22 protein-coding genes are annotated in these 24,710 nt (G+C 62.1%); 8 read left to right on the plus strand and 14 right to left on the minus strand.

Translation table 11 applies throughout. The features are described from left to right. Positions 1 to 55: 55 nt before the first annotated feature. Positions 56 to 922: an ABC transporter substrate-binding protein gene (locus ACLKOZ_RS09290; protein WP_337346989.1), complete on the minus strand. Its 867-nt coding sequence runs from the start codon at positions 920 to 922 to the stop codon at positions 56 to 58. Positions 923 to 1,077: 155 nt separating this feature from the next. Here ACLKOZ_RS09290 and ACLKOZ_RS09295 point away from each other — a divergent pair, with 155 nt between their 5' ends. Further along, on the plus strand, positions 1,078 to 2,172 hold the full coding sequence (locus tag ACLKOZ_RS09295; protein WP_436474551.1) for a LacI family DNA-binding transcriptional regulator: 1,095 nt from the start codon (positions 1,078 to 1,080) through the stop codon (positions 2,170 to 2,172). Positions 2,173 to 2,258: 86 nt separating this feature from the next. Here the strand turns inward: ACLKOZ_RS09295 and ACLKOZ_RS09300 are convergent, their stop codons facing one another. Then, positions 2,259 to 3,548 (minus strand): adenylosuccinate synthase, encoded by a 1,290-nt coding sequence (locus tag ACLKOZ_RS09300; RefSeq protein WP_337346991.1) that lies wholly within the window; start codon positions 3,546 to 3,548, stop codon positions 2,259 to 2,261. Positions 3,549 to 3,977: 429 nt separating this feature from the next. Here ACLKOZ_RS09300 and ACLKOZ_RS09305 point away from each other — a divergent pair, with 429 nt between their 5' ends. Further along, entirely contained in the window at positions 3,978 to 4,607 is a 630-nt protein-coding gene (locus ACLKOZ_RS09305; protein WP_337346992.1) for a uracil-DNA glycosylase, read from the plus strand. An 88-nt stretch (positions 4,608 to 4,695) separates the two neighbouring features. Here the strand turns inward: ACLKOZ_RS09305 and ACLKOZ_RS09310 are convergent, their stop codons facing one another. The 4 genes from ACLKOZ_RS09310 to ACLKOZ_RS09325 form a co-directional block, all read right to left on the minus strand. After that, entirely contained in the window at positions 4,696 to 5,118 is a 423-nt protein-coding gene (locus ACLKOZ_RS09310) for a DUF3151 domain-containing protein (RefSeq protein WP_436474554.1), read from the minus strand. 2 nt (positions 5,119 to 5,120) lie between these two features. Then, positions 5,121 to 6,140: a class II fructose-bisphosphate aldolase gene (fbaA, locus tag ACLKOZ_RS09315; RefSeq protein ID WP_337346994.1), complete on the minus strand. Its 1,020-nt coding sequence runs from the start codon at positions 6,138 to 6,140 to the stop codon at positions 5,121 to 5,123. A gap of 141 nt (positions 6,141 to 6,281) precedes the next feature. Continuing rightward, a complete protein-coding gene (locus ACLKOZ_RS09320; RefSeq protein WP_436474556.1) occupies positions 6,282 to 6,959 on the minus strand; it encodes a TrmH family RNA methyltransferase in 678 nt (225 codons plus the stop codon). Between the two features lie 19 nt (positions 6,960 to 6,978). Then, positions 6,979 to 8,022, minus strand: coding sequence for a hypothetical protein (locus ACLKOZ_RS09325; RefSeq protein ID WP_436474558.1), 1,044 nt, complete (start codon positions 8,020 to 8,022; stop codon positions 6,979 to 6,981). A 280-nt stretch (positions 8,023 to 8,302) separates the two neighbouring features. Between ACLKOZ_RS09325 and ACLKOZ_RS09330 the strand changes: the two genes are divergently transcribed. Then, a complete protein-coding gene (locus ACLKOZ_RS09330) occupies positions 8,303 to 9,133 on the plus strand; it encodes an HAD-IIA family hydrolase (RefSeq protein WP_436474560.1) in 831 nt (276 codons plus the stop codon). Here the strand turns inward: ACLKOZ_RS09330 and ACLKOZ_RS09335 are convergent. The 7 genes from ACLKOZ_RS09335 to ACLKOZ_RS09365 form a co-directional block, all read right to left on the minus strand. Next, positions 9,130 to 10,179, minus strand: a complete 1,050-nt coding sequence (locus ACLKOZ_RS09335; RefSeq protein WP_436474562.1) for a thioesterase domain-containing protein — start codon at positions 10,177 to 10,179, stop codon at positions 9,130 to 9,132. The two genes, ACLKOZ_RS09330 and ACLKOZ_RS09335, sit on opposite strands and share 4 nt — an antisense overlap. 60 nt (positions 10,180 to 10,239) lie before the next feature. Then, complete coding sequence (locus tag ACLKOZ_RS09340; RefSeq protein WP_436474564.1) at positions 10,240 to 10,845, minus strand: hypothetical protein; 606 nt, start codon at positions 10,843 to 10,845, stop codon at positions 10,240 to 10,242. A gap of 87 nt (positions 10,846 to 10,932) precedes the next feature. Then, positions 10,933 to 11,691: a GAF and ANTAR domain-containing protein gene (locus ACLKOZ_RS09345; protein ID WP_337346999.1), complete on the minus strand. Its 759-nt coding sequence runs from the start codon at positions 11,689 to 11,691 to the stop codon at positions 10,933 to 10,935. A 105-nt stretch (positions 11,692 to 11,796) separates the two neighbouring features. Further along, positions 11,797 to 12,369 carry an orotate phosphoribosyltransferase gene (pyrE, locus tag ACLKOZ_RS09350; protein WP_337347000.1) on the minus strand — a complete coding sequence of 191 codons (573 nt, stop codon included), beginning with the start codon at positions 12,367 to 12,369 and terminating at the stop codon, positions 11,797 to 11,799. A 10-nt stretch (positions 12,370 to 12,379) separates the two neighbouring features. Beyond that, entirely contained in the window at positions 12,380 to 13,636 is a 1,257-nt protein-coding gene (locus ACLKOZ_RS09355; protein ID WP_436474567.1) for an FAD-dependent oxidoreductase, read from the minus strand. A 310-nt stretch (positions 13,637 to 13,946) separates the two neighbouring features. Next, complete coding sequence (locus ACLKOZ_RS09360) at positions 13,947 to 15,491, minus strand: ABC transporter substrate-binding protein (protein ID WP_436474569.1); 1,545 nt, start codon at positions 15,489 to 15,491, stop codon at positions 13,947 to 13,949. A gap of 32 nt (positions 15,492 to 15,523) precedes the next feature. Continuing rightward, positions 15,524 to 16,549, minus strand: coding sequence for a D-2-hydroxyacid dehydrogenase (locus ACLKOZ_RS09365; RefSeq protein WP_436474571.1), 1,026 nt, complete (start codon positions 16,547 to 16,549; stop codon positions 15,524 to 15,526). An 823-nt stretch (positions 16,550 to 17,372) separates the two neighbouring features. Between ACLKOZ_RS09365 and ACLKOZ_RS09370 the strand changes: the two genes are divergently transcribed. Genes ACLKOZ_RS09370 through ACLKOZ_RS09385 form a run of 4 tightly spaced genes read left to right on the plus strand, consistent with a single transcriptional unit; the run spans position 17,373 to position 23,092 of the window. Next, entirely contained in the window at positions 17,373 to 18,314 is a 942-nt protein-coding gene (locus tag ACLKOZ_RS09370) for an ABC transporter permease (protein WP_436474573.1), read from the plus strand. Beyond that, positions 18,311 to 20,104 carry an ATP-binding cassette domain-containing protein gene (locus tag ACLKOZ_RS09375; RefSeq protein ID WP_436474575.1) on the plus strand — a complete coding sequence of 598 codons (1,794 nt, stop codon included), beginning with the start codon at positions 18,311 to 18,313 and terminating at the stop codon, positions 20,102 to 20,104. Before ACLKOZ_RS09370 ends, ACLKOZ_RS09375 begins: the two co-directional genes overlap by 4 nt. Next, positions 20,104 to 20,970: an ATP-binding cassette domain-containing protein gene (locus ACLKOZ_RS09380; protein WP_436474577.1), complete on the plus strand. Its 867-nt coding sequence runs from the start codon at positions 20,104 to 20,106 to the stop codon at positions 20,968 to 20,970. The genes ACLKOZ_RS09375 and ACLKOZ_RS09380 overlap by 1 nt, the downstream gene beginning before the upstream one ends. Before the next feature lie 46 nt (positions 20,971 to 21,016). Then, entirely contained in the window at positions 21,017 to 23,092 is a 2,076-nt protein-coding gene (locus ACLKOZ_RS09385) for an alpha-amylase family protein (protein WP_436474579.1), read from the plus strand. A 93-nt stretch (positions 23,093 to 23,185) separates the two neighbouring features. Here the strand turns inward: ACLKOZ_RS09385 and ACLKOZ_RS09390 are convergent, their stop codons facing one another. Next, complete coding sequence (locus ACLKOZ_RS09390) at positions 23,186 to 23,788, minus strand: TetR/AcrR family transcriptional regulator (RefSeq protein WP_436474581.1); 603 nt, start codon at positions 23,786 to 23,788, stop codon at positions 23,186 to 23,188. Positions 23,789 to 23,883: 95 nt separating this feature from the next. On the opposite strand from ACLKOZ_RS09390, the gene ACLKOZ_RS09395 reads away from it, so the two are divergent. Next, on the plus strand, positions 23,884 to 24,663 hold the full coding sequence (locus ACLKOZ_RS09395) for an SDR family NAD(P)-dependent oxidoreductase (protein ID WP_436474758.1): 780 nt from the start codon (positions 23,884 to 23,886) through the stop codon (positions 24,661 to 24,663). Positions 24,664 to 24,710 lie beyond the last annotated feature (47 nt).

Genomic DNA, 24,710 nt, shown 5'->3' on the forward strand with positions numbered 1-24,710 from the left:
GCCCGGTGGGTGGCGGCCGGACCATGAGTCCGGCAGTCCGGCCAGCGTGTTGTGGCTACTTGCTCGGGGCAGGAGTAGCAGTCTGTTCTGCTTTGGGCAGGTACTGCTCGGGCATCGGGGATCCCGGGAACCACTTCTGGTAAAGCTTCTTCCAGGTGCCGTCCTCCATAGCTTCCGCGAGTCCCTCGTTCAGTGCCTCCTTGAAGGCCGGCTTGTCCTTCGCGATCGCAAAACCGGCCGGAGCGTCGAAGGAGGGGATGTCCGCGGCGCTGACCAGGCCGTGCTGCTCCTGGTAAGCCTTTGCGGCCTCGTAGTCCAGGAAGTGGGCGTCCACCGTTCCGCTGTTCACGGCGGCGATGGCGGTGTTGTTGTCCGGGAAGCGAACCAGGCTGGCGGAGGTGAAGTTCTTCACTGCGTAGGCTTCCTGGAGTGTTCCCTGCACTACCCCGAGCCGCTTTCCAGCGAGGCCATCTGCATCTTTGATGCCGGAGTCCTTGGTGGTGATGACGGTCAGGTAACCGGCGAGGTAGCCGTCAGAGAAATCGACAGTTTCCTTGCGCTTGTCAGTGATGCCAATAGCAGCCACACCAACGTCGAACTGGCCGTTGGCGACCGCGGCAAGCAGGCCGGAGAAGTCCTGACCGGTGAAGACCACATTGTCAACGCCTGCCCGGTGAGCCACATCCTTGAAGAGTTCAACGTCGAAGCCGGTGAAGTTTCCGCTTGCGTCGGCGAAGGTGTACGGCTTCGAGTCGCCCAGGCTGGCGACCCGGATAGTGCCGGGCTGAATCAGCCCGTAGGGGTTTTCTTCGCTCGGGCCTGTGGAGGCCGGGGTTGATCCGGCGCAGCCCGAGAATGCAAAGAGGGCCGCAACGGCGGCGGCAACGATCCCCCCGCGGCGGTAGTTCAGTCCTTTAGTCACAGCAGTTGTCCAATCAGAAGGAGGCTTAAGGCCTTTGGGTAATTCCCTTGCTGAGTCCGGTCTCACCGGCTACGATTGAGACCGGACTCACAGTGGGTTGTAAAAAATGTAACCCAAGCCACACGGGCCGTCAAGCCCTCTTCCGAAAGGCCTCAATGAGCACCACTGGTTCAAGGCGTCGGGACATCACCGTCGCCGACGTCGCCAAAGCGGCCAACGTATCCAAAGCCCAGGCCGCACGCGCACTCGGTAACTACGGGGCAGTCAGCGATGATGTCCGCGAGCGGGTCCTGGCCGCCGCGGAGGAATTGTCCTATCGCCCCAACGAGCTTGCCCGGAGCATGAATACGGGGAAATCGAACACCATAGGGGTGGTGGTGGGTGATATCGAAAACCCCCACTTCGGCCTGGCTACGAGGGGCATCACCGACGCCGCAAAGAAGGGCGGCTACAACGTCATCCTGATCAACACCGACGAGGAGAGGGCTGCGGAGGTCGAGGCCGTCCAAGTACTGTTGGACAAGCGCGTGGACGGCCTGATCGTGGCGCCGGCCTCGTCAGTGGAGAGCCAGCATTTGCAGCGCGTGCGGGACTCCGGCCGCCCGCTGGTTCTGCTGGATCGCGCTGCTGAGGGATTGGACGCTGAAACCTTTGCCGTGGACATGGCCGCTATCTCCTTCGAGTCCACGAAGTACCTCATCGAGGCAGGGCACCGCCGCATCGCATTCGTCTCGACAGTCAGGACCGATGGGCCCTACGTGCCCGGAATGGTGTTGGACTCCTCGCAAATCTCGGACCGGCTGGAGGGCATCCGCCGTGCATTCGAAGAAGAGGGCCTGACCCAGCCCGTGGACCTGGTCCGGCTCAACGCAGGTGATGCGGAATCCATCAGGAGTATTACCAAGGACCTGCTTGCGGGTCCCGACGCAGCCACGGCCATCATCGCCTCGGACGGCCTCATCGCTTTGAGCGTTGTGGAGGCTATCCAGGAATCAGGCCTCTCCATCCCCGGGGATGTTTCCCTGCTGATGTATGACGATTTTGCGTGGACCCGTCTGACCACTCCCCCGCTCACAGTCATTGCCCAGCCTGTGTACGACATGGGGAAAGCTGCGGCAACCGCGTTGATCCGGCAAATTGAGGGCAGGAAACCCTCCCCTGGGAGCCCGCCCCTGACCGCGAGCCTGATTCGCCGCGGTTCCGTGGGCGCCCCGAAGAGCGCTGAGGTTTACAGCCCGGCAGGCGGCTGACCGCTGCGCAAGACAAAGCGGCGGGCCACCCTCCAGGTTCCATGTGGAACCAAGGGTGACCCGCCGTCGTCGTAATTCAGTAAAAGCTAGTCGTTGATGAGGTCGTTGACCACGATGGTCTGGTCCCGGTCCGGGCCGACACCGATCGCCGAGAACCGCGTTCCGGACAGCTTCTCCAGGGCCAGTACGTAGTTGCGGGCGTTCTCCGGCAGGTCCGCCAGGGTACGTGCGCCGGTGATGTCCTCGGTCCAGCCCTCGAAGTACTCGAAGATGGGCACGGCGTGGTGGAATTCCGTCTGCGTCATGGGCATTTCGTCGTGGCGGACGCCGTCGACGTCATAAGCCACGCACACCGGGATCTGTTCGATGCCGGTCAGGACGTCCAGTTTGGTGACGAAGTAGTCCGTGAAGCCGTTGACGCGCGAGGCGTGGCGCGCCAGGACGGCGTCGTACCAGCCGCAGCGGCGGGGGCGGCCAGTGTTGACGCCGAACTCACCACCGGTCTTCTGCAGGTACATACCCATCTCATCGAACAGTTCGGTGGGGAACGGGCCGGCACCGACGCGGGTGGTGTAGGCCTTGATGATGCCGATGGAGCGGGAGATGCGGGTGGGTCCGATACCGGAGCCCACCGAAGCACCACCAGCCGTGGGGTTCGAGGAGGTGACGAACGGGTAGGTGCCGTGGTCAACGTCCAGGAAGGTTGCCTGGCCGCCCTCCATCAGGACCACCTTGCCCTCATCCAGGGCGTTGTTAAGGACCAGCGTGCTGTCGATCACCAGCGGGCGGAGGCGCTCGGCGAAGGACAGGAAATACTCCACGATCTCCTCCACTACAACGGAGCGGCGGTTGTAGATCTTGACCAGGAGATCGTTCTTCTGGCGCAGGGACCCTTCCACCTTCTGGCGGAGGATCGATTCATCAAAAACGTCCTGGACACGGATGCCCAGGCGGGCCACCTTGTCCATGTAGGCGGGGCCGATGCCGCGGCCGGTGGTGCCAATAGCGCGGCTGCCAAGGAAACGCTCGGTCACCTTGTCCAGCACCTGGTGGTAGGGAGCGACGAGGTGTGCGTTGGCCGAAACGCGGAGCTTGGAGGTGTCCGCGCCCCGGGCCTGGAGACCGTCGATTTCCTGGAACAGGGCCTCAAGGTTCACCACGCAGCCGTTGCCGATGATCGGGACCGCGTTGGGGCTAAGGATGCCGGCAGGAAGGAGCTTGAGCTCATACTTCTCACCGCCTACGACGACGGTGTGCCCGGCGTTGTTGCCGCCGTTCGGCTTAACGACGTAGTCGACCCGGCCGCCCAAAAGGTCAGTGGCCTTGCCTTTTCCTTCGTCGCCCCATTGGGCTCCTACGATCACGATTGCTGGCATGGGATCCTCCCCCATTCGTTCGGGCCGCCCGGTCCGTCCACCGAAGTGGCAGGCTGGTGCGGCGCCGTTCATGAGAATGCCCCGAATGGACCAGCCTTGCCATTCCGACGTGCGGCCTGGCAATGCAAGAGTTCCGGGGCTCTTACCACCCAAGTTTAGCCGATGGGGCCCGATTATCCCCTGTCAGCGCGCGCCGCCGGCATGAAGGGACACACCACCAGATCGCTTATACCCCGCCGGTGGGTCCGCCAGCACTATTTGCCGGAGGACCCACCGGCGTTTCGTTTCGCAGGGCTTGCTAGACTGATAGAGACCGACCAGGAATCGGTCCACACACATTTCTAACCATCCCGGATCTGCGGCGTGCTCCAGTGCGCCCATTTTCCGGATTGGCAGCAGCACCGAGCCCCGCAGGAGACATAGCACTACATGACAGCCCTGGCACCTGAATCTTTCCGTGAGCAGCTTCTGAGCCGCCGTTACGAACCCAACGTTGCCGCCGTCAACGAGCTGTGCGATTCCCTGCAGAGCGTTAAGCCCCACACCGAAGTCCCTTACGTTGATCCGATGCACGATGTGGACGAGTGCCGCATCATCAGCCTGTACTCGAACATCGGGGAAGCGGACAAGTCCGGCTTTATCACCGCCGGCGACGACGACGCCGCCACCCGCATGCTGGGGATCCAGTGGAAGCTGGGCCTGCGTCCGGAGTTCGTGATGCCGTGGAACGTCCACCCGTGGCACACTCCCGGCGAGGTCAACGGCAAGTTCACGCCTGACCAGATTTCCGCCGGGCTCAAGCCGCTGCTCAAATTCCTTGCCCTGGTCCCCCGCGCCTCGGTCATCGTGGCACACGGAACCGAAGCCAACCGCCTGGCCAACCTGCTGCTCAAGACCGAGGTGCCCATGATCTGGCGCCGTGGACTCAAGACCTACAAGGTCCGCTCCCTGAGTGGCCGCGCCTTCGCCGGCACGCCGGCACGGCAGGAACAGTACCTCGAGGAAATGCGCGTGGCCTACACGGACGCCATGGCACGCACGGGGCTGGCAAAAGCCTAGGTACACCCTGCTCCCAACCGGCTGTACGACGGCGGGCGGCCACCTTCTTCTGAAAGGTGACCGCCCGCCGTCGAACATTAACTGCTTGTTATTTGCCTTCGATGGCAGCCTTCGCCGCCGGATCCGAGTCGTTCAGGAACTTCTCGATGCGGTCCGGCTCGTCCGCCTCGCCGATGGCCGAAGACGCCCGTCCCAGCGAGTAGAGCGCACGCAGGAAGCCCTGGTTGGGCTCGTGCTCCCACGGGATCGGACCCACGCCGCGCCAGCCGTTGCGGCGCAACGAATCCAGCCCGCGGTGGTAGCCCACGCGTGAGTAGGCGTACGAATCGATGGTGCGCCCTTCGGCCCACGCCTCCTCCGCCAGTACAGCCCACAACAGCGACGACGTAGGGTACTTGGCCACGAGGTCCAGCGCTTCCTGTCCCGCGTCCAGCTGTGCGTAGACCTCTGTCTCGGCAGGCAGGAGCGTGGGCTCAGGACCCATCAGGTTCTTGCGGAACTCATCGGACATTCCTAGAACGTCTTTCCGGCCGAGCCGAGCTGCTTGGTTGCTTCGACCACGCGGGCAGCCAGGCCGGCTTCGGCGGAGGCGCCCCATACGCGGGGATCGTAGAGCTTCTTGTTGCCAACTTCGCCGTCGACCTTCAGCACGCCGTCGTAGTTCTTGAACATGTGGTCCACCACCGGACGCGTGTAGGCGTACTGCGTGTCGGTGTCGATGTTCATCTTGATCACGCCATAGGAAACGGCGTCGGCGATCTCCTGGTCAGAGGAGCCGGAGCCACCGTGGAACACGAGGTCGAACGGGCTGTCCTTGCCAATCTTGGCACCGACCTGGGCCTGGATGTCTTTGAGGATCTCCGGGCGCAGCTTCACGCCACCCGGCTTGTACACGCCGTGGACGTTGCCGAAGGTCAGGGCGGTGATGTAGCGGCCGTTCTCCCCGGCGCCGAGGGCTTCGATGGTGGCCAGGGCGTCCTCGACCGTGGTGTACAGCTTGTCGTTGATGGCGTTTTCGACGCCGTCTTCCTCGCCGCCGACGATGCCGATTTCAACTTCCAGGATCATCTTCGCGGCAGCGGTGCGCGCCAGCAGTTCGCGGGCAGTGCTCAGGTTCTCGTTGAGCGGCTCGTGCGAACCGTCCCACATGTGGGAGTTGAAGATCGGGTTCCGGCCGGCCTTGACCTCAGCCTCGGAAGCTGCCAGCAGCGGAAGGACAAAGCCGTCCAGCTTGTCCTTGGGGCAGTGGTCCGTGTGCAGGGCGATGTTGACGTTGTAGTTCTTGGCCACTTCGCGTGCGAACGCGGCGAAGCCCAGCGAACCGGCCACCATGTCCTTCGTGGAGGCGCCGGACCAGTAGGCAGCGCCACCGGTGGACACCTGGACAATGCCATCGGACTCTGCCTCGGCGAAGCCGCGCAGGGCCGCGTTCAGCGTCTGCGAAGAGGTGACGTTGACGGCAGGGAATGCGAAGCCGCCCGTCTTTGCGCGGTCGATCATCTCGGAGTAGATCTCTGGGGTTGCAATGGGCATGCTGACTCCTAAAGTGAATTTCGTCTACGGGCTGGTTGGCCCTGGAGTGAACCTCGTCGGCTAGGAACCATCCTAGCCATTTCTGCCGTGGCGCCGTGTTTCGTCTCGCGGACCGGTAACACTCCCCCGGGGGGCAGAGGGCTAGGACACGTGCTGGTTGAACACGTGGCGGCGCACCCACGCGTGCATCGCAATGGCTGCGGCGGACGCCGCGTTGATGGAGCGGGTGGAGCCGAACTGCTCGATGGACAGGGTTGCCAGCGCGGCATCGTGGACTTCCGGGGTGAGCCCCGGGCCCTCCTGTCCAAAGACCAGCACGCAGTCCTTGGGAAGCTCGTAGGTCTCCAGCGGCACGGAATCAGGGAAGATATCGATGCCGATGATGGCCAGCCCCTCCCCCTGCGCCCACGTCACGAAGTCCTCCACGGTGGGATGGTGGCGGACGTGCTGGTAGCGATCGGTGACCATGGCGCCACGCCTGTTCCACCGGCGTCGTCCGATGATGTGCACTTCCTTGGCGAGGAACGCGTTTGCGGTCCGCACCACGGTGCCGATGTTGAGGTCGTGTTGCCAGTTTTCGATCGCGATGTGGAAGTTGTGCCGCTTGGAATCGAGGTCCGCCACGATGGCGTCGTGCTTCCAGTAGCGGTACTGGTCCACGACGTTCCGCCGGTCGCCGTCAGCCAGCAGTTCGGGATCCCAATGGTCCCCCGCCGGCGCCTCGCCCTCCCAGGGCCCGACGCCGACCTCCGCCTTTTGCCCGGATTCCTCCTCAGGCGGTGGAACGGGCAGCGGCGGGTTCTGGGGATGGTCAGTCACTCTTCAACTCTAGCGGGGGTCAGCCCTCGAGTTTCCAGCGGTTGGCGCGGTAGGAGTTGGCGATCAGCTCCAGCTGGTCAGGGTTCGCTTCCCAGTACGTCGAGTGGCCGCTGACGCCCACCATCTGCGGCGTGCCCCATGGGGTGACACTAAACAGGTTGACGGCCTCGATGGTTTCTCCGCGGGCGTTCAGGCAGGTAAAGCCGATCACGACGGCGGCAGTCCGGCGGAACTCCCGGATTTCGGGCGTTGTGGTTTCAAAATTGCTGGTGCAACGGTGGCCCACCAGGTGCTGCGGCAATTCGGCCGCGGGCATGGCCTTGAACTTCGCCTCGATCTCCTTGATGGCGCCCTGGACCTTTTCGGGCTCCTTGCCGTACTTGCCCTCTTCGGCCTCCGCAAAGAAGGCGTAGGCCAGGGCGATGCCGTCCCCGTCCCGTTCCTCCGTGCCCTGCGCTTTTTGCTGCATGGGCGTGCCGGTGGTCGGGTCCGTAGTGATCCCGAAAGTGTCATCGAGGGTCCACGACGTGGGGTACTGGAAGGATGATTCCCCCGTGACAAAGCGGCGGAAGAGCGCGTCGCCCTCGGCCGGAACAGTCGCCGGCCCCTTCAGGTCGGCCCAGCCTGGCGGCAGCGGAATGGCTCCGGCCGGAACATCGTCAGCGGTGGCATCCGACGGCGTGGCGGACTCCTCCGGCGCGGCGCTTTCCTCCGCGGCCTGGGACGTCGCCACGGGAGGCGGGGTGTCCTGGGACTGGGGCTTTGCGAAAGTAGGGATCACCCAGGCGAACACCGCCACGAGGGCCAGGATCAGGACCGCGGCAACGGCTCCCAGAATGATGAACAGCGCCTTTTTGTTGCTGTGGGGCGGCTGCGGAGCCGACGGCTGCGCGTAGTGGCCCGGGTACTGCAGGCCCGGGTACCGTGCCTGGGTGTCTTCGTTGCCCGGGTACTGCTGGCCCGGGTACGGACCGTGCGAATGCTGCTGGCCGGGCTGCGGAGCCTGGGGGTTGTCCTCGGCGTCCCTGGGCGGTGGTGGTGGCGCGCTGTAGTTGTTGCTCATGGCGGTCCCTTTCAGGTGCTGGCAGGCATCCTGCGGTTCCCGCGGTGCCCGGTGATTTCCGACGTCGGGGACCTGCCAGCGCAGGCCGGCACAACAACTGCCGCGGACATCCCCCGATCCGCAGCTGTTGGGCACCGTGGCGCCTCTACGAGCCTAGCCGATGGGCCGGACGGCCAAAGCGTTCGCGCGCCGTCGTCATTTCCCAGGCCTCACGTGTTCCGTGGCCTGAAGAATGACAGACTGTAGCCCGGACAAGGCACATCGGCGTTGGAGGAAAAGCATGGCTAAAACAGACGAGGTCAAGGGATCACCCGCGGTTTACCGAAGCGGGCAGGAGATCGAGTGCTGGCTGACGGACATGGACGGCGTCCTGGTCCATGAAAACCAGGCTGTGCCCGGCGCGGCTGAACTGATCCAGCGCTGGGTGGACACCTCCAGGCGGTTCCTGGTGCTCACCAACAACTCCATCTTCACTCCCCGCGACCTTGCCGCACGGCTCCGCGCGTCCGGGCTGGAGGTTCCGGAGGAGAACATCTGGACGTCTGCGCTGGCCACCGCGCAGTTCCTGAAGGACCAGGTACGCGGCTCCGGGTCCGGAAACCGGGCCTACACCATCGGCGAGGCTGGACTGACGACGGCGCTGCACGAGGCCGGCTTCATCCTCACCGACCAGGACCCGGACTTTGTGGTGCTCGGCGAAACCCGGACGTACTCATTCGAAGCCATCACCATGGCCATCCGCCTGATCCTGGCCGGCGCACGCTTTATCGCCACCAACCCTGACGCCACCGGCCCGTCCAAGGACGGCCCCATGCCCGCGACAGGTGCCATCGCCGCCCTCATTACCAAGGCCACCGGCCGGGAACCGTACGTCGTGGGCAAGCCGAATCCCATGATGTTCCGGTCGGCGATGAACCAGATCGACGCCCATTCCGAGACCACTGCCATGATCGGTGACCGGATGGACACCGACATCATCGCGGGCATGGAGGCGGGCCTGCACACGGTCCTGGTGCTGACCGGAATCACCCAGCGGGAAGACATCGCCTCCTACCCGTTCAGGCCGAACCAGGTCCTGACCTCCGTGGCGGAGCTGAAGAACCAGATCTAGAAGACCGACACGCGGGATCCCCCGCCGGGCAGGGGGAAGAACTCGTTCATGAGTTGTTCCACAACGGCCCTGTATACGGCGGGGTTCCAGCCCGGACTGGCGTGAGCCGGCCGGGCGCCCTCCGTTTGGAGGTTGGTTGAGACCATGTTGGAACGGAAGGCCGCTTGCCAGGCTTCCAGTGCCGTCTGGTAACGCACAGTCTGGTCCCGGGGGTTGCCAATATAGGCCATCTTCGTCCCGCCCAGCTTCTCCACGAACCGGAGTCCGTCGAAGTGGTAGATATAGGCGGACTCCGACTGGATGAGCACACTGGACGGGGCGATCGGGGACAGCTGTTCCCACGTCTGGTCCAGGATCTGGCGCCAGCTCCGTTCGTCCTTGTGGATCACCCGCTCCCCCAGCTCGTAACCGCCGCGCAGCACGGAGGGCACGCGGAAACCCCGCTCATAGAGGAACACCACGCCGTCGAACCAGCTCTGGTCCAGGACGTCGTGCTTGCTGTACGGGCTGGAGTCGAGCAGGATGAACGCCACTTCCACACCGTGGAGTTCACGGAGCCTTGCAGCGACCTGCGTAGCCACCATGCCGCCGAAGCTGTGGCCGTAAAAAAACAGCTTGGTGAGCTTTTTCGCCCGGACGTGCTCAATGACTGCAATGACCAGTTCGTCGATGTCCAGCCCTTGGTTTGAATACCCGACGGCGGCCAGCCTGCCGCGCTTGTTCAGCGCTCCGCGGAGGGCGTTGAGGATCCACTGTGCCTCTTCCCAGCTGGTCTTATAGCCCGGGAACAGGAACCAGCTGGCATCCGGATAGTAGGCGTCGGCGAAGTCGTCCGGCACCTCCAGGATCCGGTTGACCCGCCGCTCCAACTGGACCCGGCGGGTGAGCAGCATATCCCCGGCCAGCAGGGCGGACGCTCCTGCGCCCCAAAGGAATCCCCGCCGGGAGAACTCCCTAAGCCTGGCGGCGTCGGCCAGCAGCCGGGCATGGTCAGTTCCCGGCTGTTCAAGCTGTCCTTGCGGATCTGCTTCCCCCCTGTACGGCACATCACTACCGTACGCACAGCGGAAGCCGCTGCTGCAACTCCCGCGGCAAGGCCTCCGGTGTCAGCTGGCGGCCTGACCCTCCCTGGCTGGGTCGTACAGGCCTCCAAACGGGTTCCGCCGCGACAACTCGCAACCGATTTCGTTGTAGCGGGCCAGCAGGTCCGAACCGGCGAATGCTTCCGGCTCATCAAGAAGCGCAAAGATCGAATCACTGGCGGCGAGGAGTTCGTCGTCGGAATACTCGGCTAAAGGGCGGCCGAACAGTGCGTCGATGGGCGCGGGAGCCTCCCCTTGGCCGCCGTCAGGGAAGCCCTCAGTGAGCTCGTCGGTAACGGCCAGCGACAGCTCGTTGACGCCATCTTCCAACGGGGCCTCGTCGGCGGACTGAGTGAGAACCAGCGAAACACCGCCACTGGCCAGGCCCGGAAGCGTGGCCCCGTCGATGGCGTTGAGGTCGCTCCGGAGGCCAGCTAATGCTGATGATTCCACGAAGGCGGCCCTGGAGAGGTCAACGTGGACATGTGAAGGGATACCCATATCCCGAACGCGTCGGATCATGTGCACAAGTGCCGGGCGGGATTCCTCATTGAGGCTGCCCCGGATATCGATCCGGACGGTGTCGGTGAGAACGTCACGCGTAGCGAGGGCGTGTAATTTGCGGTCCATAGGTACTCCAAATAAGGGTGTCTATGGCCGACGGCTCAACCTTGGCAAGCGTATCCTTCCAGCCACCCCGGCACAAGCCATGCGGGCCTAGCCCGCCTGGGCTTGTCCCGGTTCCTGGTAATGCGTGCGCGTGCCGGACCCGCCGACGGAATCCACCAGGGACTTGGCAATATCGCGCAGCTTGGTGTTGCTGTTGCTGGACGCCTCAGTGAGGATGTGGACGGCCGCGTCCTGGCTGCAGCGGTTCTGGGCCATCACGATCCCTACGGCGATGTCGATGATGGTGCGGGATTCCAGGGTTGCGCGCAGATTGGCGGCGCTGTCGGTGTGCAGTGAAAACCTGACGGCGAGGCGCAAGGCCTGCGAAATTTCCCTCGTATAACCCCTTGCTTTGGCCGCCGCGCGTTCGTCGAACTTGTGCGGTACGTCCGAATAGAGGTTCAGTGCTGCCTTTGCTTCGCCCTGGAGGTTGAACGGCAGGGAGAGGACGGAACGCAGCCCGTGGGATGCCACGGCATTGGCGTAGTCCGGGCCCCAGCGGTCCTCCTCGAACAGGTCAGGGACGTTCACTTCGCGTTCCTCTTCGGCGGCAGTCAGGCACGGGCCCTGCGACAGTGAGTACTGGATTTCATCCACTTCACGGGCGGAATCGCTGCTCCAGCCGATGGTTGCGGCTTTGCGGTCGCGCAGCAGGGTGATGCCGCACAGGGCGTCGTCGCCGTCCCCTGCCACCTGGTGGGCTGAGAACCTTGCCAGCTCGTTGAGGAACTGCTCAAAATCCGCGCTGTCCAGGATGAGGTTCTGGACCTGCTCGGTGGTGTTCAAAGGGAGTTCCGGTGGGAGCATGGCGCGTTCTCCAATAGCTGCAGAAGAGGGTTGAGCAAATACTAGGACGACCCCCAGCGCCAGTCCAGCCGGCACCAGTTTACGCGGGTGCCGGCCGGGTTAGAACTAGGAAAGACCCAGTTCGTCCTTGCCGAACGCAAAGAGGTACGGAACGCCGGTCTCGGCTTCGATTTTTTCCTTGGCCCCGGTGTCGCGGTCCACGATGACAGCCACAGCCACAACGTTGCCGCCGGCCTTGCGGACGCCCTCAACTGCGGTGAGCGCCGAGCCGCCGGTGGTGGACGTGTCCTCCAGTACCAGCACTTTCCGCCCGTCGACGGACGGGCCCTCGACCTGGCGGCCCATCCCGTAGGACTTCTGCGCCTTACGGACCACAAAGGCGTCAACCGTCCGGCCGGCGTCAACCGCGGCGTGCATCACGGCGGTGCCCACGGGGTCAGCACCCATGGTCAGTCCGCCGGCGCACTCGAAGTCGATGCCGGCGTCGTCCGCCAGTGCCAGCATGACCTGGCCCACCAGCTTGGAGGCTTCGTGGTGCAAAGTGATGCGGCGCAGGTCGATGTAGTAGTCGGCCTCCGCTCCGCTGGAAAGGATCACCTTGCCGCGGACGACGGCGAGCTCCTTAATGAGTTCAAGGAGGCGGGCGCGTGCAGCAGTGGCGTCAAGAGGGGGAGTCATGGTCTCCAGTTTAGTGGCTTCCGCGCGTGCCCCGTGGCTGGTGCCGGCGGGCAAAGCCGGGCGCGTGTTCAGGCCGTGGTCCGAACGCTATGAGCCGCGGAAGGAGCCCCCGCATCCTCGGGACGTGCCGGAGAACGAACAGCAGCGCCGGCGGCGGCCCGGGCGTTCTTCCGGCGAACAACGGGACGAACACTACCCGGTGCATGATGCGCTGGACTGTCTGGACAATCACGGTGGGCATCCGGCGCCGCCATTGAACGCCAGCGAGATCCTCCGTCGTGACGCGCCCGCCCAGGAGTGCCGGAGCCAGCCGGTCCGCCACCGCCACCGCATCCTGGATGGCCAGATTAATGCCCACGCCACCTACCGGAGACATCGCATGGGCGGCGTCGCCAATGCACAACAGCCCGTCCACGTACCAGCGCCGCAGCCGGTCCAGCCGCACATCCAACCAGTGAAGGTCATCGAGCGAACGGATGGCGTCGACCCGATCCGCCAGGTCCGGGCGCAACGCGGCAACGCGTTCCCTGAAACGGTCCACTCCCTCGGAGCGGATCCTGGCACTGTCTTCCTTGGGGGCGAGGTACCCCATTTGGTAGTAGTCGTCGCGGAACAGCGCGATCATGGCTTCGCGGTCCCGGAAGGCCGGAACGATGCCCGCCACTGCGCCTTTCTCCGAAGCGTGGCGCGGGAGCTTAAACCACCAGGTGTCGAAAGGAACCGGATATTCCTTGGGCTGCAGGCCGGCGGCCCGGCGCAGCACCGAATGGCGTCCGTCCGTAGCCACAACGAGGTCCGCGTGCAGTTCCCCTTCTGTCCCTGCCCGTGTCCGGTAGCGGACACCGGCGACGCGCCCGCCGTCGAACATTAGCGACGTTGCTTCATGCTCCATCAGGAGCGTGAACGAAGGTTCGCGCGCCGCCTCGGTGGCCAGGAAATTCAGGAAGTCCCACTGAGGCATCATGGCGATGTAGTTGTAAGGGGGCTTCAGTGATGCGAAATCGCCAATGGTGACCATGCCGGCGCCGGGGATGGGGAAAGCCACGCTGTTCAGCCGGCTTTGCGGGAGCCTGCGGAATGCCTCGCCCAGCCCGAGTTCGTCAATCAGCCTGATAGTGGACGCATGCACGGTGTCGCCGCGGAAATCCCGCAGGAAGTCGCCGTGCTTTTCGAGTACGGTGACCTCCACCCCGGCCCGAGCCAGCAGCAGACCCAGCATCATGCCCGCAGGCCCTCCGCCTACAACAGCGCACCCCGTCTGTTCCATGCCCCAACGCTACGCCGGGGACTTCGCGCTGGATACGATCGCTACTCAATCGGGCACGGTGAACCTGCATTTCGCCAGCGTGGCAGGTTACGAGGTGATGGGATGCGAACTTTTCCGTTAAACGGAGCTGCTCCCCAGTGAGTCAGAACTGAAATTCTCAGTCCTGCTCCTGGGGAGCAGCGTGGGATCACACACTTTCTACTTCAAGGTCTTGGACCCCTTTGCGATGCCCTGGTTGAGGTCCGGATAGGTGGTCAGCAGCGTGTCACTGGTCTTTCGCCGGGCCCTGACTCCGCAGCCGGCGACTTCTTTAGTTGCCGCTTACTGCGAAGGTACGGACGTCAAACAGTGAACTGGCTGTACCAACAAAGTCCACTTCCTTCTTGGTTGCCCAAACTGATGTCTGCAAGTAGATCGGAGCGAACCAGGCCTTGTCAATGGCGAATTTGTTGATATCCCTGTAAATCTTATTCGCGGCTTCAGGATCGGTTTCCGTGGCGAGCTTTTCCATGAGAGAGTCCAGTTCGGGGTCCTTGACCTTGAATGGGTTGTGGGAACCGTTCTCCCTGAAGTAGAGGACGGTGGTGCGTGACTGGGGTGCCACAGCGCCCTGGTTGAAGTACATTCCCCATCGAGTGGTCTGGCCGGATGATTGCGCGGGCACTGGCTCCCATTCCACCTTGATACCGATATCGGCGAGTGTCTGCGTGAGGGTCGGCTGGATCTGCTGGACGGCCAGGTTTGCCGGCATGGTGAGCGAGAATCCGTCCGGATAGCCCGCCTCTTTCAGCAGACGCTTCGCCTCTTGGACGTTGAACTCGTACTTTTTGTTGAGCTCTTCGTCGTAAGCGGGTTGCATAGGGTTGAAGATCTGGGTGGTAGGCGATCCCTGGCCCTGGTAAAGGGCGTCAATGATTTTCTGCCGGTCGAAGGCGTGGTTGATTGCCTGGCGCACCCTTACGTCAGCCAGTGGTGGTGCAACCTCGCCGTTTCGGTCGGCGAGGACTATCTGGCCAACGGTATTTCCTTTGACCTCGGTGGTCTTGAGCGCCCCTCCGCCGAGCTGCTTTGCCTGGTTCGCATCAACGGTGCCCGCGTCGAGCTCACCGGTTTTGAGGGCGTTGAACAGCGCAGTACGGTCCTGGATTGCGCGGACCGTTATGGTTTTGAATGGGTAGGCCTCGGCGTTCCAGTGATCGTCTCGCCGGTCAAGTACGTACTTGTTCCCATTGACGGTCTGAGTTTTGTTCAGCACGTAGGGGCCCGATCCCACGGGATCCAATGCTGACTTCTCATCATTGATCGTGTCGGGGTCGGCGATCACACCGGAACCGAAGGAGAGCGCCACCAGCAGATTCGGGTCGGGGCGGTTCAGGTTAAGCACTGCCGTATGGTCATCCGGCGTGTCGATGGATTCGACGGCGCCGAGGTTGCTCTGCTGCGGGCCTGCAGTGTTCTTGGTGCGTTCAAGTGTCACCTTGACGGCTTTGGAAGTAACGGGGTCCCCGTCGCTGAACTTCATGTCATCGCGCAGCTTCAGTGTCAGCGTACGTGCATCATCCGAATACTCCCAGCTCTCTGCCGCACTTGGCTGGAGTTTGCCTTCGTTGTCGTTGTAGATCAGGGTGTCGTAGATCGACCCCCACACGTAGCGTTGCGTTCCGTCGTGAATCTGGGCCGGGTCGAACGAGTTCGGCGGTGCCTGTACGCCGAATGTCAACGTGGCGTCAGTCGCTTTTGCGCCTTCGGCGTTGTTGGTCTTGGTTTCGGATGCGCCGCCGCATCCGGTCAAGGCGAGTCCTAATATGGCGACTGCGGCGCCGTATGTGAGCCTGCGGGGTGTTTTATTTGACATTGGGAGCTCCTTTACTCAGGTGTGTCAAGTGCCTAGGGGTGTACTTGGGTTGGGGATTTACTGAAAACGTCGCGTGGGGTAATTGCATTCAAAAGCGGTTCGCCTCGTAGGTACCGGTCCCGGTTCTCCAGGATCATGCTGATTGACCGTTGCGTCCGGTCCGGCAGCGCGGGTGTCATGTGGGGGGTGATCATGACGTTGGGCATGTCCCAAAGGGGTGAATCCTCTGGCAGCGGCTCGGGATCAGTGACGTCGAGCCCAGCCCCGGCGATTTGGCCCTCCGTGAGGGCATCGATCAACGCGTCTTGATCTATGAGCTGGCCGCGCGCCATGTTCACGATGTATGCGTCGCTTTTCATGGCAGCGAACTGCTGGGATGAGAAGAGACGGTACGTTTCGTCTGTCAAAGGTGCTGCAATCATAATTACATCTGACTCCTGGATGAGCTGATCCATAGAGTCCCCCGCGTCGGTGGAAAGCATGAGGTCAACTGCAGGGTGTGACTGGCCTGCGCGCCGGCGAGAGGCGATGACGCGCATGCCGAAGGCCTTGCCGAGCTTGGCCATGGCCTCGCCGGTGTTGCCAAATCCGACGACGCCGAGAGTCTTTCCCCACAGCGCCAGACGGTGATGGTAATCCGGAATTCCCCGCCAAATATGCGCTTCCTGCATCTGGAAAAGCCGATGAGCGTCGAAGGTCAGGCCCAGGGCGAAGTAAAAGCCGTGCTGAGCCAGTGCCTCTGCTGACCGGCCTGCCGAGCCCGTAATGATGAGTCCGCGCTCAAATACTTCCGGGCGGGCCGATCGGGCGAGCCCAGAGTGGTCGCAATGGACCCAGCGGAGATGAGGTGCAGCCAGGAAGCGGTCGTCAATATCGATGGGCAGGATGGCAACATCGGCTCGCTGCAAGGCCTCCTCGATGCCAGCGGCGTCGCGGGGGTGCAGATGGATGAACTCAGCGGGAGCGAAAGCTTCCCGGAGCTGCTGAACCTCATCCGGCTGGTACAGCACAGTTGAAAGAACAATATGGATTTCGCGTGGCTGAAGCTCGTCTTGCATCGGTATGAACTCCTTTGTATGGACCGAACCTGAAGAATCTTTGGCCCTTCTGAGCCAGCGTAGGGCTGGAAGGAAGCCATGTCAACCGGTTGCCATAAAAATCACACAGAACCTTTCGTCCTCTCCTGTGTCCCGCAGTTGACCCCTACCAATCGGTTGCCAGAACCCTCGTGCCGCTTCAACCGGCAAGCTGTCAGCGTCAACCCCCTAGGCGGGCGCTGGCTATGTTGGCGATCATCGCTCGCCTCCTTGACCCGGCACAACAAGAGCACCTGCGGAGCGGAAGCCATACCATCCACCCATGAGCACCCCCTCCCCCAACCGTTCGCAATCAATACCGACCAGAAGTTGCTCCGGTCGGATTTAATGAGCATCGCGCCCTCCAGTAGGGGCCGGGCTGCACCAATCGCATGCCCCAGGGTCCTCCTGGCGGGGGCTATGCGCCCAGAGTGCCAATCGGTTGCCCGATTGACGGGGAGTAGCATTCCCTGTGCGTAGAGGACCCCTCATCCCGCAATACTCCGCGCTCAAGGTGAGACGCGGAACTGACGTGCCGCGCCAAGCCTAGGCCTCGTCCTCGCGAGGTGCAGGCGCGCCATCCGAAATTTCGCCTTTCATTCAGGCAACCGGTTGTCATGTGAGCTGCACCATGTTTTACTTGTCCTATTGCGGTACGGGAAACCCCGTAGTTCGAACACGTCGGACGAGATCCCGCGAATTCCTGACAAAGGGGTCTAGCGATGCTCTATCGCTTCTTATGCAAGCCGATGGGAACGCCGTTCCGGGAAACCGGAGCAGGCACCTGCCTGAGCGGAGGCTGCTGATGTTTCCATATATCCTCCGTCGTGTAGCGACGGGCGTCATTCTGGCCGTGCTGGTAACCTTCATTACCTTCTGGCTCCTGAGCTTTTCCTTCGACGGCGTAGTGTCAAACATCCTCGGCCCTGCGGCGTCAACGGAAGCAGTTGTGGCCCTGAAGGGGCAGATGGGACTGGACAGGCCGTTCCTCGTTCAATATTTCGATTGGTTCTTCGGTATGTTCCGGGGAGACTTCGGAGTCTCGTACTTCACGAGCGAGCCTGTCGCCGAAGCGGTGATGGCCCGGCTGGGAGTCACCCTGTCCATCGTGTTTGTGGCCTTAGCGCTCACCATCGTCGTCAGTGTTGCACTCGGTGTCCTGGCCGCCTCCCGCGCCGGAGCTGTCGACCGGCTCGCGCAGGGGGTTTCGTTGCTCGGCCTCCTTTTGCCGAACCTCCTCATTGCCATCTTTCTCGTGGTGGTGCTTGCCATCAATCTGCGCCTATTGCCGGCAACTGGTTTTGTCCCGTTCAGTGAGAGTCCTTCAGGCTGGGCCGCCTCAATCACCATTCCCGTCATTGTGCTTGTCATTAACGGCATCTCCAACATGGCATCACAAATTCGAGGGACGATGATCGGCGAATTGCGTAAGGACTATGTTCGCACTCTCCGTACCCGGGGAGTCCCCACCTGGTCCATCGTCTACAAGCACGCTCTGCGTAACGCCTCAGCCCCTGCGCTCGTGGTCATGTCGCTGGAGTTCCTCTCCATGCTCGGGGGCACACTGATTATTGAGAACGTGTTCGCCCTGCCAGGTTTCGGTGTGTTTGCATTCAACTCCGCCATTCAAGGTGACATCCCGAGCATTTTGGGCATTACGGTTTTCAGCGTACTGCTCGTTGTAGGTGTGAACCTTCTGACCGACCTCATCAACGGATGGCTAAACCCGAAGGCGAGAATCCATTGAGCATCCAAGAACCATCTGCACTCATCGACTCCGTAGCGGCCTCACCCCGCCGCTCCGTCGTCCGGAAGTTGCTAAAAGATCCCCAGGCCGTCATAACTACGGCGCTCCTACTGCTCGTCGTCCTTCTGGGTATTCTTGCACCATGGATCACAAGCCACGGACCGAATGACGCCTCGCTATCGGCAGTGAACGCGCCGGTCGGCACCCCGGGTTATCCGCTGGGCGGAGACCAGAACGGGCGGGACATCTTTGCCCGTCTACTCTTTTCCATCAATACGAGTGCTGTTTCCGCCCTTATCGGCGCTGGCATTGGTGTAGTGATCGGCTTGATCTTCGGGCTGATTGGCGGCTACTTCGGCGGCCGCGTCAGGGGCTCCCTGGAATGGCTCTTCAACCTCATCATGACCTTTCCAGGTCTCCTGCTTCTGATCGTCCTGATGCCCGTGACGAAGGGTGACTTCCGGATAACCATGCTTATTTTCGGTGTACTGCTGGCACCCGGAATTTATAGGCTCGTCCGCAACATCACGGTGGGGGTGAGGAATGAGCTGTATGTCGACGCCGCGCGCGTCGCAGGTCTCTCAACACCTCGAATCCTCGGGCGCCATGTGATGCCCGTCGTGCGAGGTCCCGTCATCATTTCGCTGGCTTTCCTCATGGGTTCGGCGATCGGCGTGCAGGCCGGCCTGGCATTCCTGGGCGTAGGCTCCACCGAAATCCCAAGCTTTGGCGCCATGATCTCCGATGGGTTCACTAACCTGTATGTAGATCCCATGCAGTTTGTTTGGCCGGGCCTTCTGCTTGGCCTGTCCACCGCTTCCCTGGTTCTACTTGGGAACTCGCTTCGGGATGCTCTCGAGGGTGCGCGTCCCAAGCCTTCAAAGGTGACCACGTCCGCTCTCTCCGCAAGCGTCGCCGAGGACACCGGACCTTCGGACACAGCCACTGGCGCGCTGCTGAGCATTCGGAATCTGCACCTTAATTACCCGGATCCAGGCGGCAACGCAAAGCCGGTTCTGAAGGGCGTTTCGCTGTCCGTGCGCGCGGGGGAAACGATGGGACTTGTGGGCGAGTCCGGCTCCGGCAAGACGCAAACCGCATTCGCAGCCTTAGGCGTCCTGCCCGTGGAAGCAACCATTCCGAAGGGTTCCATCAAACTCGACGGCCGCGAGCTCATAGGACTTTCCGAGCGACAACTACGTTCATTGCGCGGTAAGGAAATCGCTTATGTTCCGCAGGAACCGATGTCGAATCTGGACCCGTCGTTCACTATTGGTGCGCAGATGATCGAAAGCATCCGAGCGGCGTCCTCGCTCTCCCATTCGGCGGCAAAGCAACGTGCTCTGGAACTACTTCGACATGTTGGAATCACCGACCCTGAGCGGACGATGCGCTCCTATCCTCATCAAATCTCGGGAGGAATGGCTCAGAGGGTGCTCATCGCCACCGCCGTGGCATGTCGGCCCCGGGTCCTGATTGCGGACGAGCCGACAACTGCACTGGACGTTACCATTCAGGCCGAGATTCTGGACCTTCTCAGGGACCTGCAGAAGGAAATGGGAATGGCCATACTATTGGTCACGCACAACTTTGGCGTCGTAGCGGACCTCTGCGACCGGATGGCCGTTATGCAAGACGGTGTTGTAGTGGAGTCTGGCGATGTGGTGGAAGTATTCCGCAATCCTCAGCACCCGTACACTCGCAAGCTCCTCGCTTCAATTCTCGACGAGACAACTGTTCGCGAGGACCACTCCGGTCTCGCCGGCGACCTATTGAAGGGATCGAACTGATGCCCAAGACATTGCTTGAAATTGAGGACCTCCGTGTTGAGTTCAAGGGGCAGGGGTTCCGGGCGAAGACCCATGAAGTGCTCCACGGCGTCTCCCTCTCCATCGCCGACGGCGAGGTACTGGGTCTGGTCGGGGAATCAGGCTCGGGCAAGACCACCATCGGCCGGGCCGTTCTCGGACTCGCCAAACCAAGTGGTGGAGCGATCCGGTTTAGGGGCGAGGATATCACCCACGCCCACCAGGCCCGGCGCCGGGAACTTGCGCGCAACATCCAGGTGGTGTTCCAGGATCCGTACTCATCCCTTAATCCGGCGCTCACGGTCGGAGACATTCTCAGTGAGCCGCTGATTGTTCAAGGCGCGACACCGCAGGACGCCCGCAAGCGCGTCAAGGGGCTCCTTGACCACGTACAACTACCGCATGATGCTGTGGATCGTCTACCACGGGAATTTAGTGGGGGCCAGCGGCAGCGAGTCGCAATCGCTCGCGCGCTCGCGCCTGAGCCCCAACTCATCGTGTGCGACGAACCCGTCTCAGCACTGGACCTGTCGACACAAGCAGTTGTTTTGAAAATGCTGATGGATATACAGGCTGAGACAGGAGTAGCGTTCCTGTTCATCTCGCACGATCTCGCGGTCGTCCGACACATCAGTCACCGGGTGACGGTCATATATAAGGGTGACCTCGTTGAGACGGGGGCGGCGGCTACCGTCACCTCCAATCCTGAGCACCCCTACACAAAGCGCCTTCTCCTCGCAGCACCCGTGGCAGACCCCATTGAACAGCGCCGCCGCCGTGAGGAACGCCGCCTGCTCGCTCAACAGGAACTGTTGGAGCGCGGTGCCGCCCCCTCAGTCGCCGGTTAGCATCTCCCATCTTTCGTCGACCAGATCATGACTAGTTAGGTTTCCCATGCCCACAAATCCCACCACATCGGAGCGCGATCTACCTCCCGACAGCCGGTGGCATGAGCCGTTCGGCGTCCTGCAAACAAATCTCCAGGAGATAGATGCAGGAATGGATGTTGAGGCAGCGATTGATGCGGTCGTTGAATACGGTGCCGACACATGGCTGCTCAATGCCGGCGGAATATCCTCCTTCTACCCAACCGAGCTATCGTTTCAGACACGCAACCCGCTGCTCGATCAAAGAGAGTCGGGCGACCTGCTCGGCGATGCGGTGGCGGCAGCCAAACAACGCGGCATCAAGATCATCGCCCGGTTCGACATGTCAAAGGTCGCTCCACGCATTGCAGCTGCACACCCGGAATGGCTTTACCGGTCAGCCGACGGGGAGCCACAGATCTACAACAACCTGTACAGTACCTGCCCCTCCGGTGAGTACTATCAGTCCCGTTCCTTTGATGTCCTGGACGAAGTGCTGGGACGTTATGACGTGGACGCCGTCTTTTTTAACCAGTTCAATTTCAACGAACGTGACTATGACGAGGTCATGTACGGACCATGCCACTGCGAAGGATGCATGGAAGGCTTCGCCAAGTTCAGCAACGGCAGCGAACACCCCCGCGACATGTCGTCCCCCACCTTCGGCATGTATCGGCAGTACACCGCCGCCACGCTGACACAGCTGACGACGAGGATCGTCGACTATGTCGCTGATCGAAACGAGGACGTGGGCGTAATACTCCGCCGAGGCGCCCCTATCGAATACGTCGAGGGTAACAATCACTACAAGGCAATGCCTGGCAACGAACTGTGGCCCCACGCCGTTGCAGAGGCGGTCAGTGCCCACGTTTCATCGCGCCCTGGTTCTGCATTGATGGTGAACTGCGTCGCCTTTGTCGACAACCCCTATCGGCTAGCCAATGAGGAGCCAGAGCATTTTGCACAGTATCTCGTTCAGGCGACCGCTCGAGGCGGGAATCCCTCAGCCTACTTCTTCGGGGCTCCCGGGCGTTTGCCCATGGAACCAGCCATCTCCGTCGGGCGCGATGTGATGCAGTTTCGGGCGCGAAACCGGCAGCTCTACGCTGGGCTCCGCCCAGCAGCCGATGTAGCACTGGTAAGACCGGACCATGGTTCCGCCCCCCGAGGGTACTACTGGAGCGCACTGGAAGAGTTCCGGGGCTTTTATCTCGCACTTCAGGAAGGGCATATTCCGTTCGATATAGTACCGGTCGATCGGGTGAGCACCCTTGCTGAAAATGGTTCTCTCGCCAGGTATCGCCTCGTGGTTTTGCCTGACATTGGGACACTCCGAGACGGTTCCGGCGCTGTCGACGAGTACGTGAAGGGAGGGGGCGCTCTCCTCATGACCGGGTCCTCAGGGCTAAGCCACGCCGGCTCCGTGGAGTTGGCCAGTGCCCCTGCCCTCCAGGCGTTGGTGCCGGTACTTGAGGGGAACGATCTGCGCTCAACGTTTGTCACCGAGTCCCCACAGCCCCGGATCGATGAGTACCACTACGCCGGGCCACTAATTCCTGTTTTCGGGCGCTATCAGCGGTTTGCCTGGAAACCAGGGGCGCTCAAAGTCGGGGCTGTCCTTCCCCGGGCCCCATTTGGGCCTCCAGAACTGTGTTATGGCCATGTGATGAGCGGTGACCCTGGCGCCGTTCGCGCCACCTATGGCCGCGGTAGTGTCCTGCATGTTCCGTGGACAGTTGGCCGGTCCTACCGTGAATTCGTTAAATCAGAATCACGGGACCACATCATCAACCTGGTGCGCTCCATGTGGCAGCCAAGCGTTACTACAGACATTCACGAGTCAGTGGAGATGATATTGGGGCAAAGCGGGAAGAGCACGGTCGTTCACTTGATCAACCACAGCGGAGCTCGCCGCCGGTCGTATCGTCCTCACATTCCCATTTCCGGAGGCCACCTGCGACTGATCGGACAAGCTGGGGCAAAGGTCGCAGCCCATGCGCTGGTTGGAGGTGCTTCCCTTTCACAGCGCAACGAAGGAAATGACTTGGTGTTCGACCTTCCAACGCTCAATCTCTTTCAAGTCGTGACGATTACACCCGTATGACCATCTAGCCCACATGGGGCCGGAGTATTCTCGGGTTCCTTTTGGGCCACCCGAGAATCTCCTGCCTCATGAGGTCAGGTCAAAGAAGATAACTCAGGCCCGATCCAGATGCAGGACCGCCAGTGCTGCCTGGAGATGGGCGGTGGGTGCCGGATCCTGGCCGACGGCCCACTGCAGCCAGGCTTCAAAGGATGCGCCAATAAGGGCAGCGCAAAAATATCGCGCTGTTGTCTCGGAGACACCGCGTGCAGTCAGATAGGAACGCGTCCGATCACGCTGCGCCCCCAGGAATTCGTAACTTCGGCTCATGAGTTCCGGATGTTCCGCGATCAGCCGCAGTCGTCCGCGGGTAACCGCGAGGTCCGGGAGTGCGTCAACACCGGCAATCAGCGCATCACGAAGTCCATCCAGGATCTCCTGGGGTTTCGCATTAGGCGCTGGAGGCGCGTCCAATAGAGGCACGGAGGCCTGGATCGCCGGTCCCATCCCGCCCCAGACCAAGTCCGCCTTGTTGGCGAAATGGCGGTATAGGGTTTTGCGCCCGACCCCCGCCTCGCGGGCGATGTCTTCCATGGAGGTTCGCTCATACCCGTGCTCAGCAAAAATGCTAAGCGCGATGGCCGCCACGGCTTCAGGGTCGATACTCACAGGCCGCCCCGGGGCGCGGGTGGGGGTGACCAAGTTATCCGAAGGCATCCCATTAGTATTCACCCTTTCATAATGACACAGAGTGTCATAAAGTGAGTGGCACAGGCCATCGCCGAATCCATATCACCGTCTGGAAGGACATCATGGGCAACGAAGTCACATGGCAAGAAGCCATTACGAACAACCGCTTTGCAGGGAAAACCGTCATCGTCACCGGAGCAGCGTCCGGTATTGGGCAGGCAACTGCCCTGCGCATCGCGAAGGAGGGTGGCAAGGTCATCGCCGCTGACATCAGCAAGGAACGCCTCGACGCCGTGGTGGAAGATAACACGGGCCTGGACCTGGTGCCTGTGGCCGGCGACATCTCCACCGAAGAAACCGTCGCCGCAATCATTGCTGCCGCCGGAGGGCGCGTCGACGCCCTGGCCAACGTCGCCGGGATCATGGATAATTTCGCCCCCATCCACGAGGTGGACGACGAACTCTGGGACCGTGTCTTCCGGATCAACGTCACCGCACTCATGCGCCTCACCCGCGCCGTTGTTCCCCTCATGCTCGACGCCGGCACAGGCTCGGTGGTCAACGTATCCTCCGAGGCCGGGATCCGCGGCTCGGCCGCCGGCGCCGCCTACACGGCCTCCAAGCACGCCGTCGTCGGCCTCACCAAGAACTCAGCAGTGATTTACGGACCCAAGGGGCTTCGCTTCAACGCAGTGGCTCCCGGCCCCACCATCACAGGCATCGTTGCGAACTTCGGATCCCAGATGGCCGCAGAACGCCTTGGCCCGCTGATGCAGGCCAACATCCCCACCCCGGCAACAGCCGCGCAGCTCGCTGCATCCATCACCTTCCTGCTCAGCGACGACGGCACCAACGTCAACGGCGCCATCCTCGCCTCCGACGGCGGCTGGTCAGCCCTGTAATGAACCGAAGCGGACGACGGCGGGAGGTTCCGTCGTCGTCCGTGTCC

The sequence above is a fragment of the Arthrobacter sp. R4 genome, from assembly GCF_051365025.1.
Classification (GTDB): Bacteria; Actinomycetota; Actinomycetes; order Actinomycetales; family Micrococcaceae; genus Arthrobacter.

Coding starts and splice junctions, on each gene's coding strand:
- ACLKOZ_RS09380 (WP_436474577.1), top strand. CDS start 20,104: ATGCCCAAGACATTGCTTGAAATTGAGGACCTCCGTGTTGAGTTCAAG.
- ACLKOZ_RS09340 (WP_436474564.1), bottom strand. CDS start 10,845: ATGGACCGCAAATTACACGCCCTCGCTACGCGTGACGTTCTCACCGAC.
- pyrE (WP_337347000.1), bottom strand. CDS start 12,369: ATGACTCCCCCTCTTGACGCCACTGCTGCACGCGCCCGCCTCCTTGAA.
- ACLKOZ_RS09365 (WP_436474571.1), bottom strand. CDS start 16,549: ATGCAAGACGAGCTTCAGCCACGCGAAATCCATATTGTTCTTTCAACT.
- ACLKOZ_RS09395 (WP_436474758.1), top strand. CDS start 23,884: ATGGGCAACGAAGTCACATGGCAAGAAGCCATTACGAACAACCGCTTT.
- ACLKOZ_RS09370 (WP_436474573.1), top strand. CDS start 17,373: ATGTTTCCATATATCCTCCGTCGTGTAGCGACGGGCGTCATTCTGGCC.
- ACLKOZ_RS09305 (WP_337346992.1), top strand. CDS start 3,978: ATGACAGCCCTGGCACCTGAATCTTTCCGTGAGCAGCTTCTGAGCCGC.
- ACLKOZ_RS09295 (WP_436474551.1), top strand. CDS start 1,078: ATGAGCACCACTGGTTCAAGGCGTCGGGACATCACCGTCGCCGACGTC.
- ACLKOZ_RS09300 (WP_337346991.1), bottom strand. CDS start 3,548: ATGCCAGCAATCGTGATCGTAGGAGCCCAATGGGGCGACGAAGGAAAA.
- ACLKOZ_RS09385 (WP_436474579.1), top strand. CDS start 21,017: ATGCCCACAAATCCCACCACATCGGAGCGCGATCTACCTCCCGACAGC.
- fbaA (WP_337346994.1), bottom strand. CDS start 6,140: ATGCCCATTGCAACCCCAGAGATCTACTCCGAGATGATCGACCGCGCA.
- ACLKOZ_RS09360 (WP_436474569.1), bottom strand. CDS start 15,491: ATGTCAAATAAAACACCCCGCAGGCTCACATACGGCGCCGCAGTCGCC.
- ACLKOZ_RS09325 (WP_436474558.1), bottom strand. CDS start 8,022: ATGAGCAACAACTACAGCGCGCCACCACCACCGCCCAGGGACGCCGAG.
- ACLKOZ_RS09310 (WP_436474554.1), bottom strand. CDS start 5,118: ATGTCCGATGAGTTCCGCAAGAACCTGATGGGTCCTGAGCCCACGCTC.
- ACLKOZ_RS09355 (WP_436474567.1), bottom strand. CDS start 13,636: ATGGAACAGACGGGGTGCGCTGTTGTAGGCGGAGGGCCTGCGGGCATG.
- ACLKOZ_RS09390 (WP_436474581.1), bottom strand. CDS start 23,788: ATGCCTTCGGATAACTTGGTCACCCCCACCCGCGCCCCGGGGCGGCCT.
- ACLKOZ_RS09330 (WP_436474560.1), top strand. CDS start 8,303: ATGGCTAAAACAGACGAGGTCAAGGGATCACCCGCGGTTTACCGAAGC.
- ACLKOZ_RS09345 (WP_337346999.1), bottom strand. CDS start 11,691: ATGCTCCCACCGGAACTCCCTTTGAACACCACCGAGCAGGTCCAGAAC.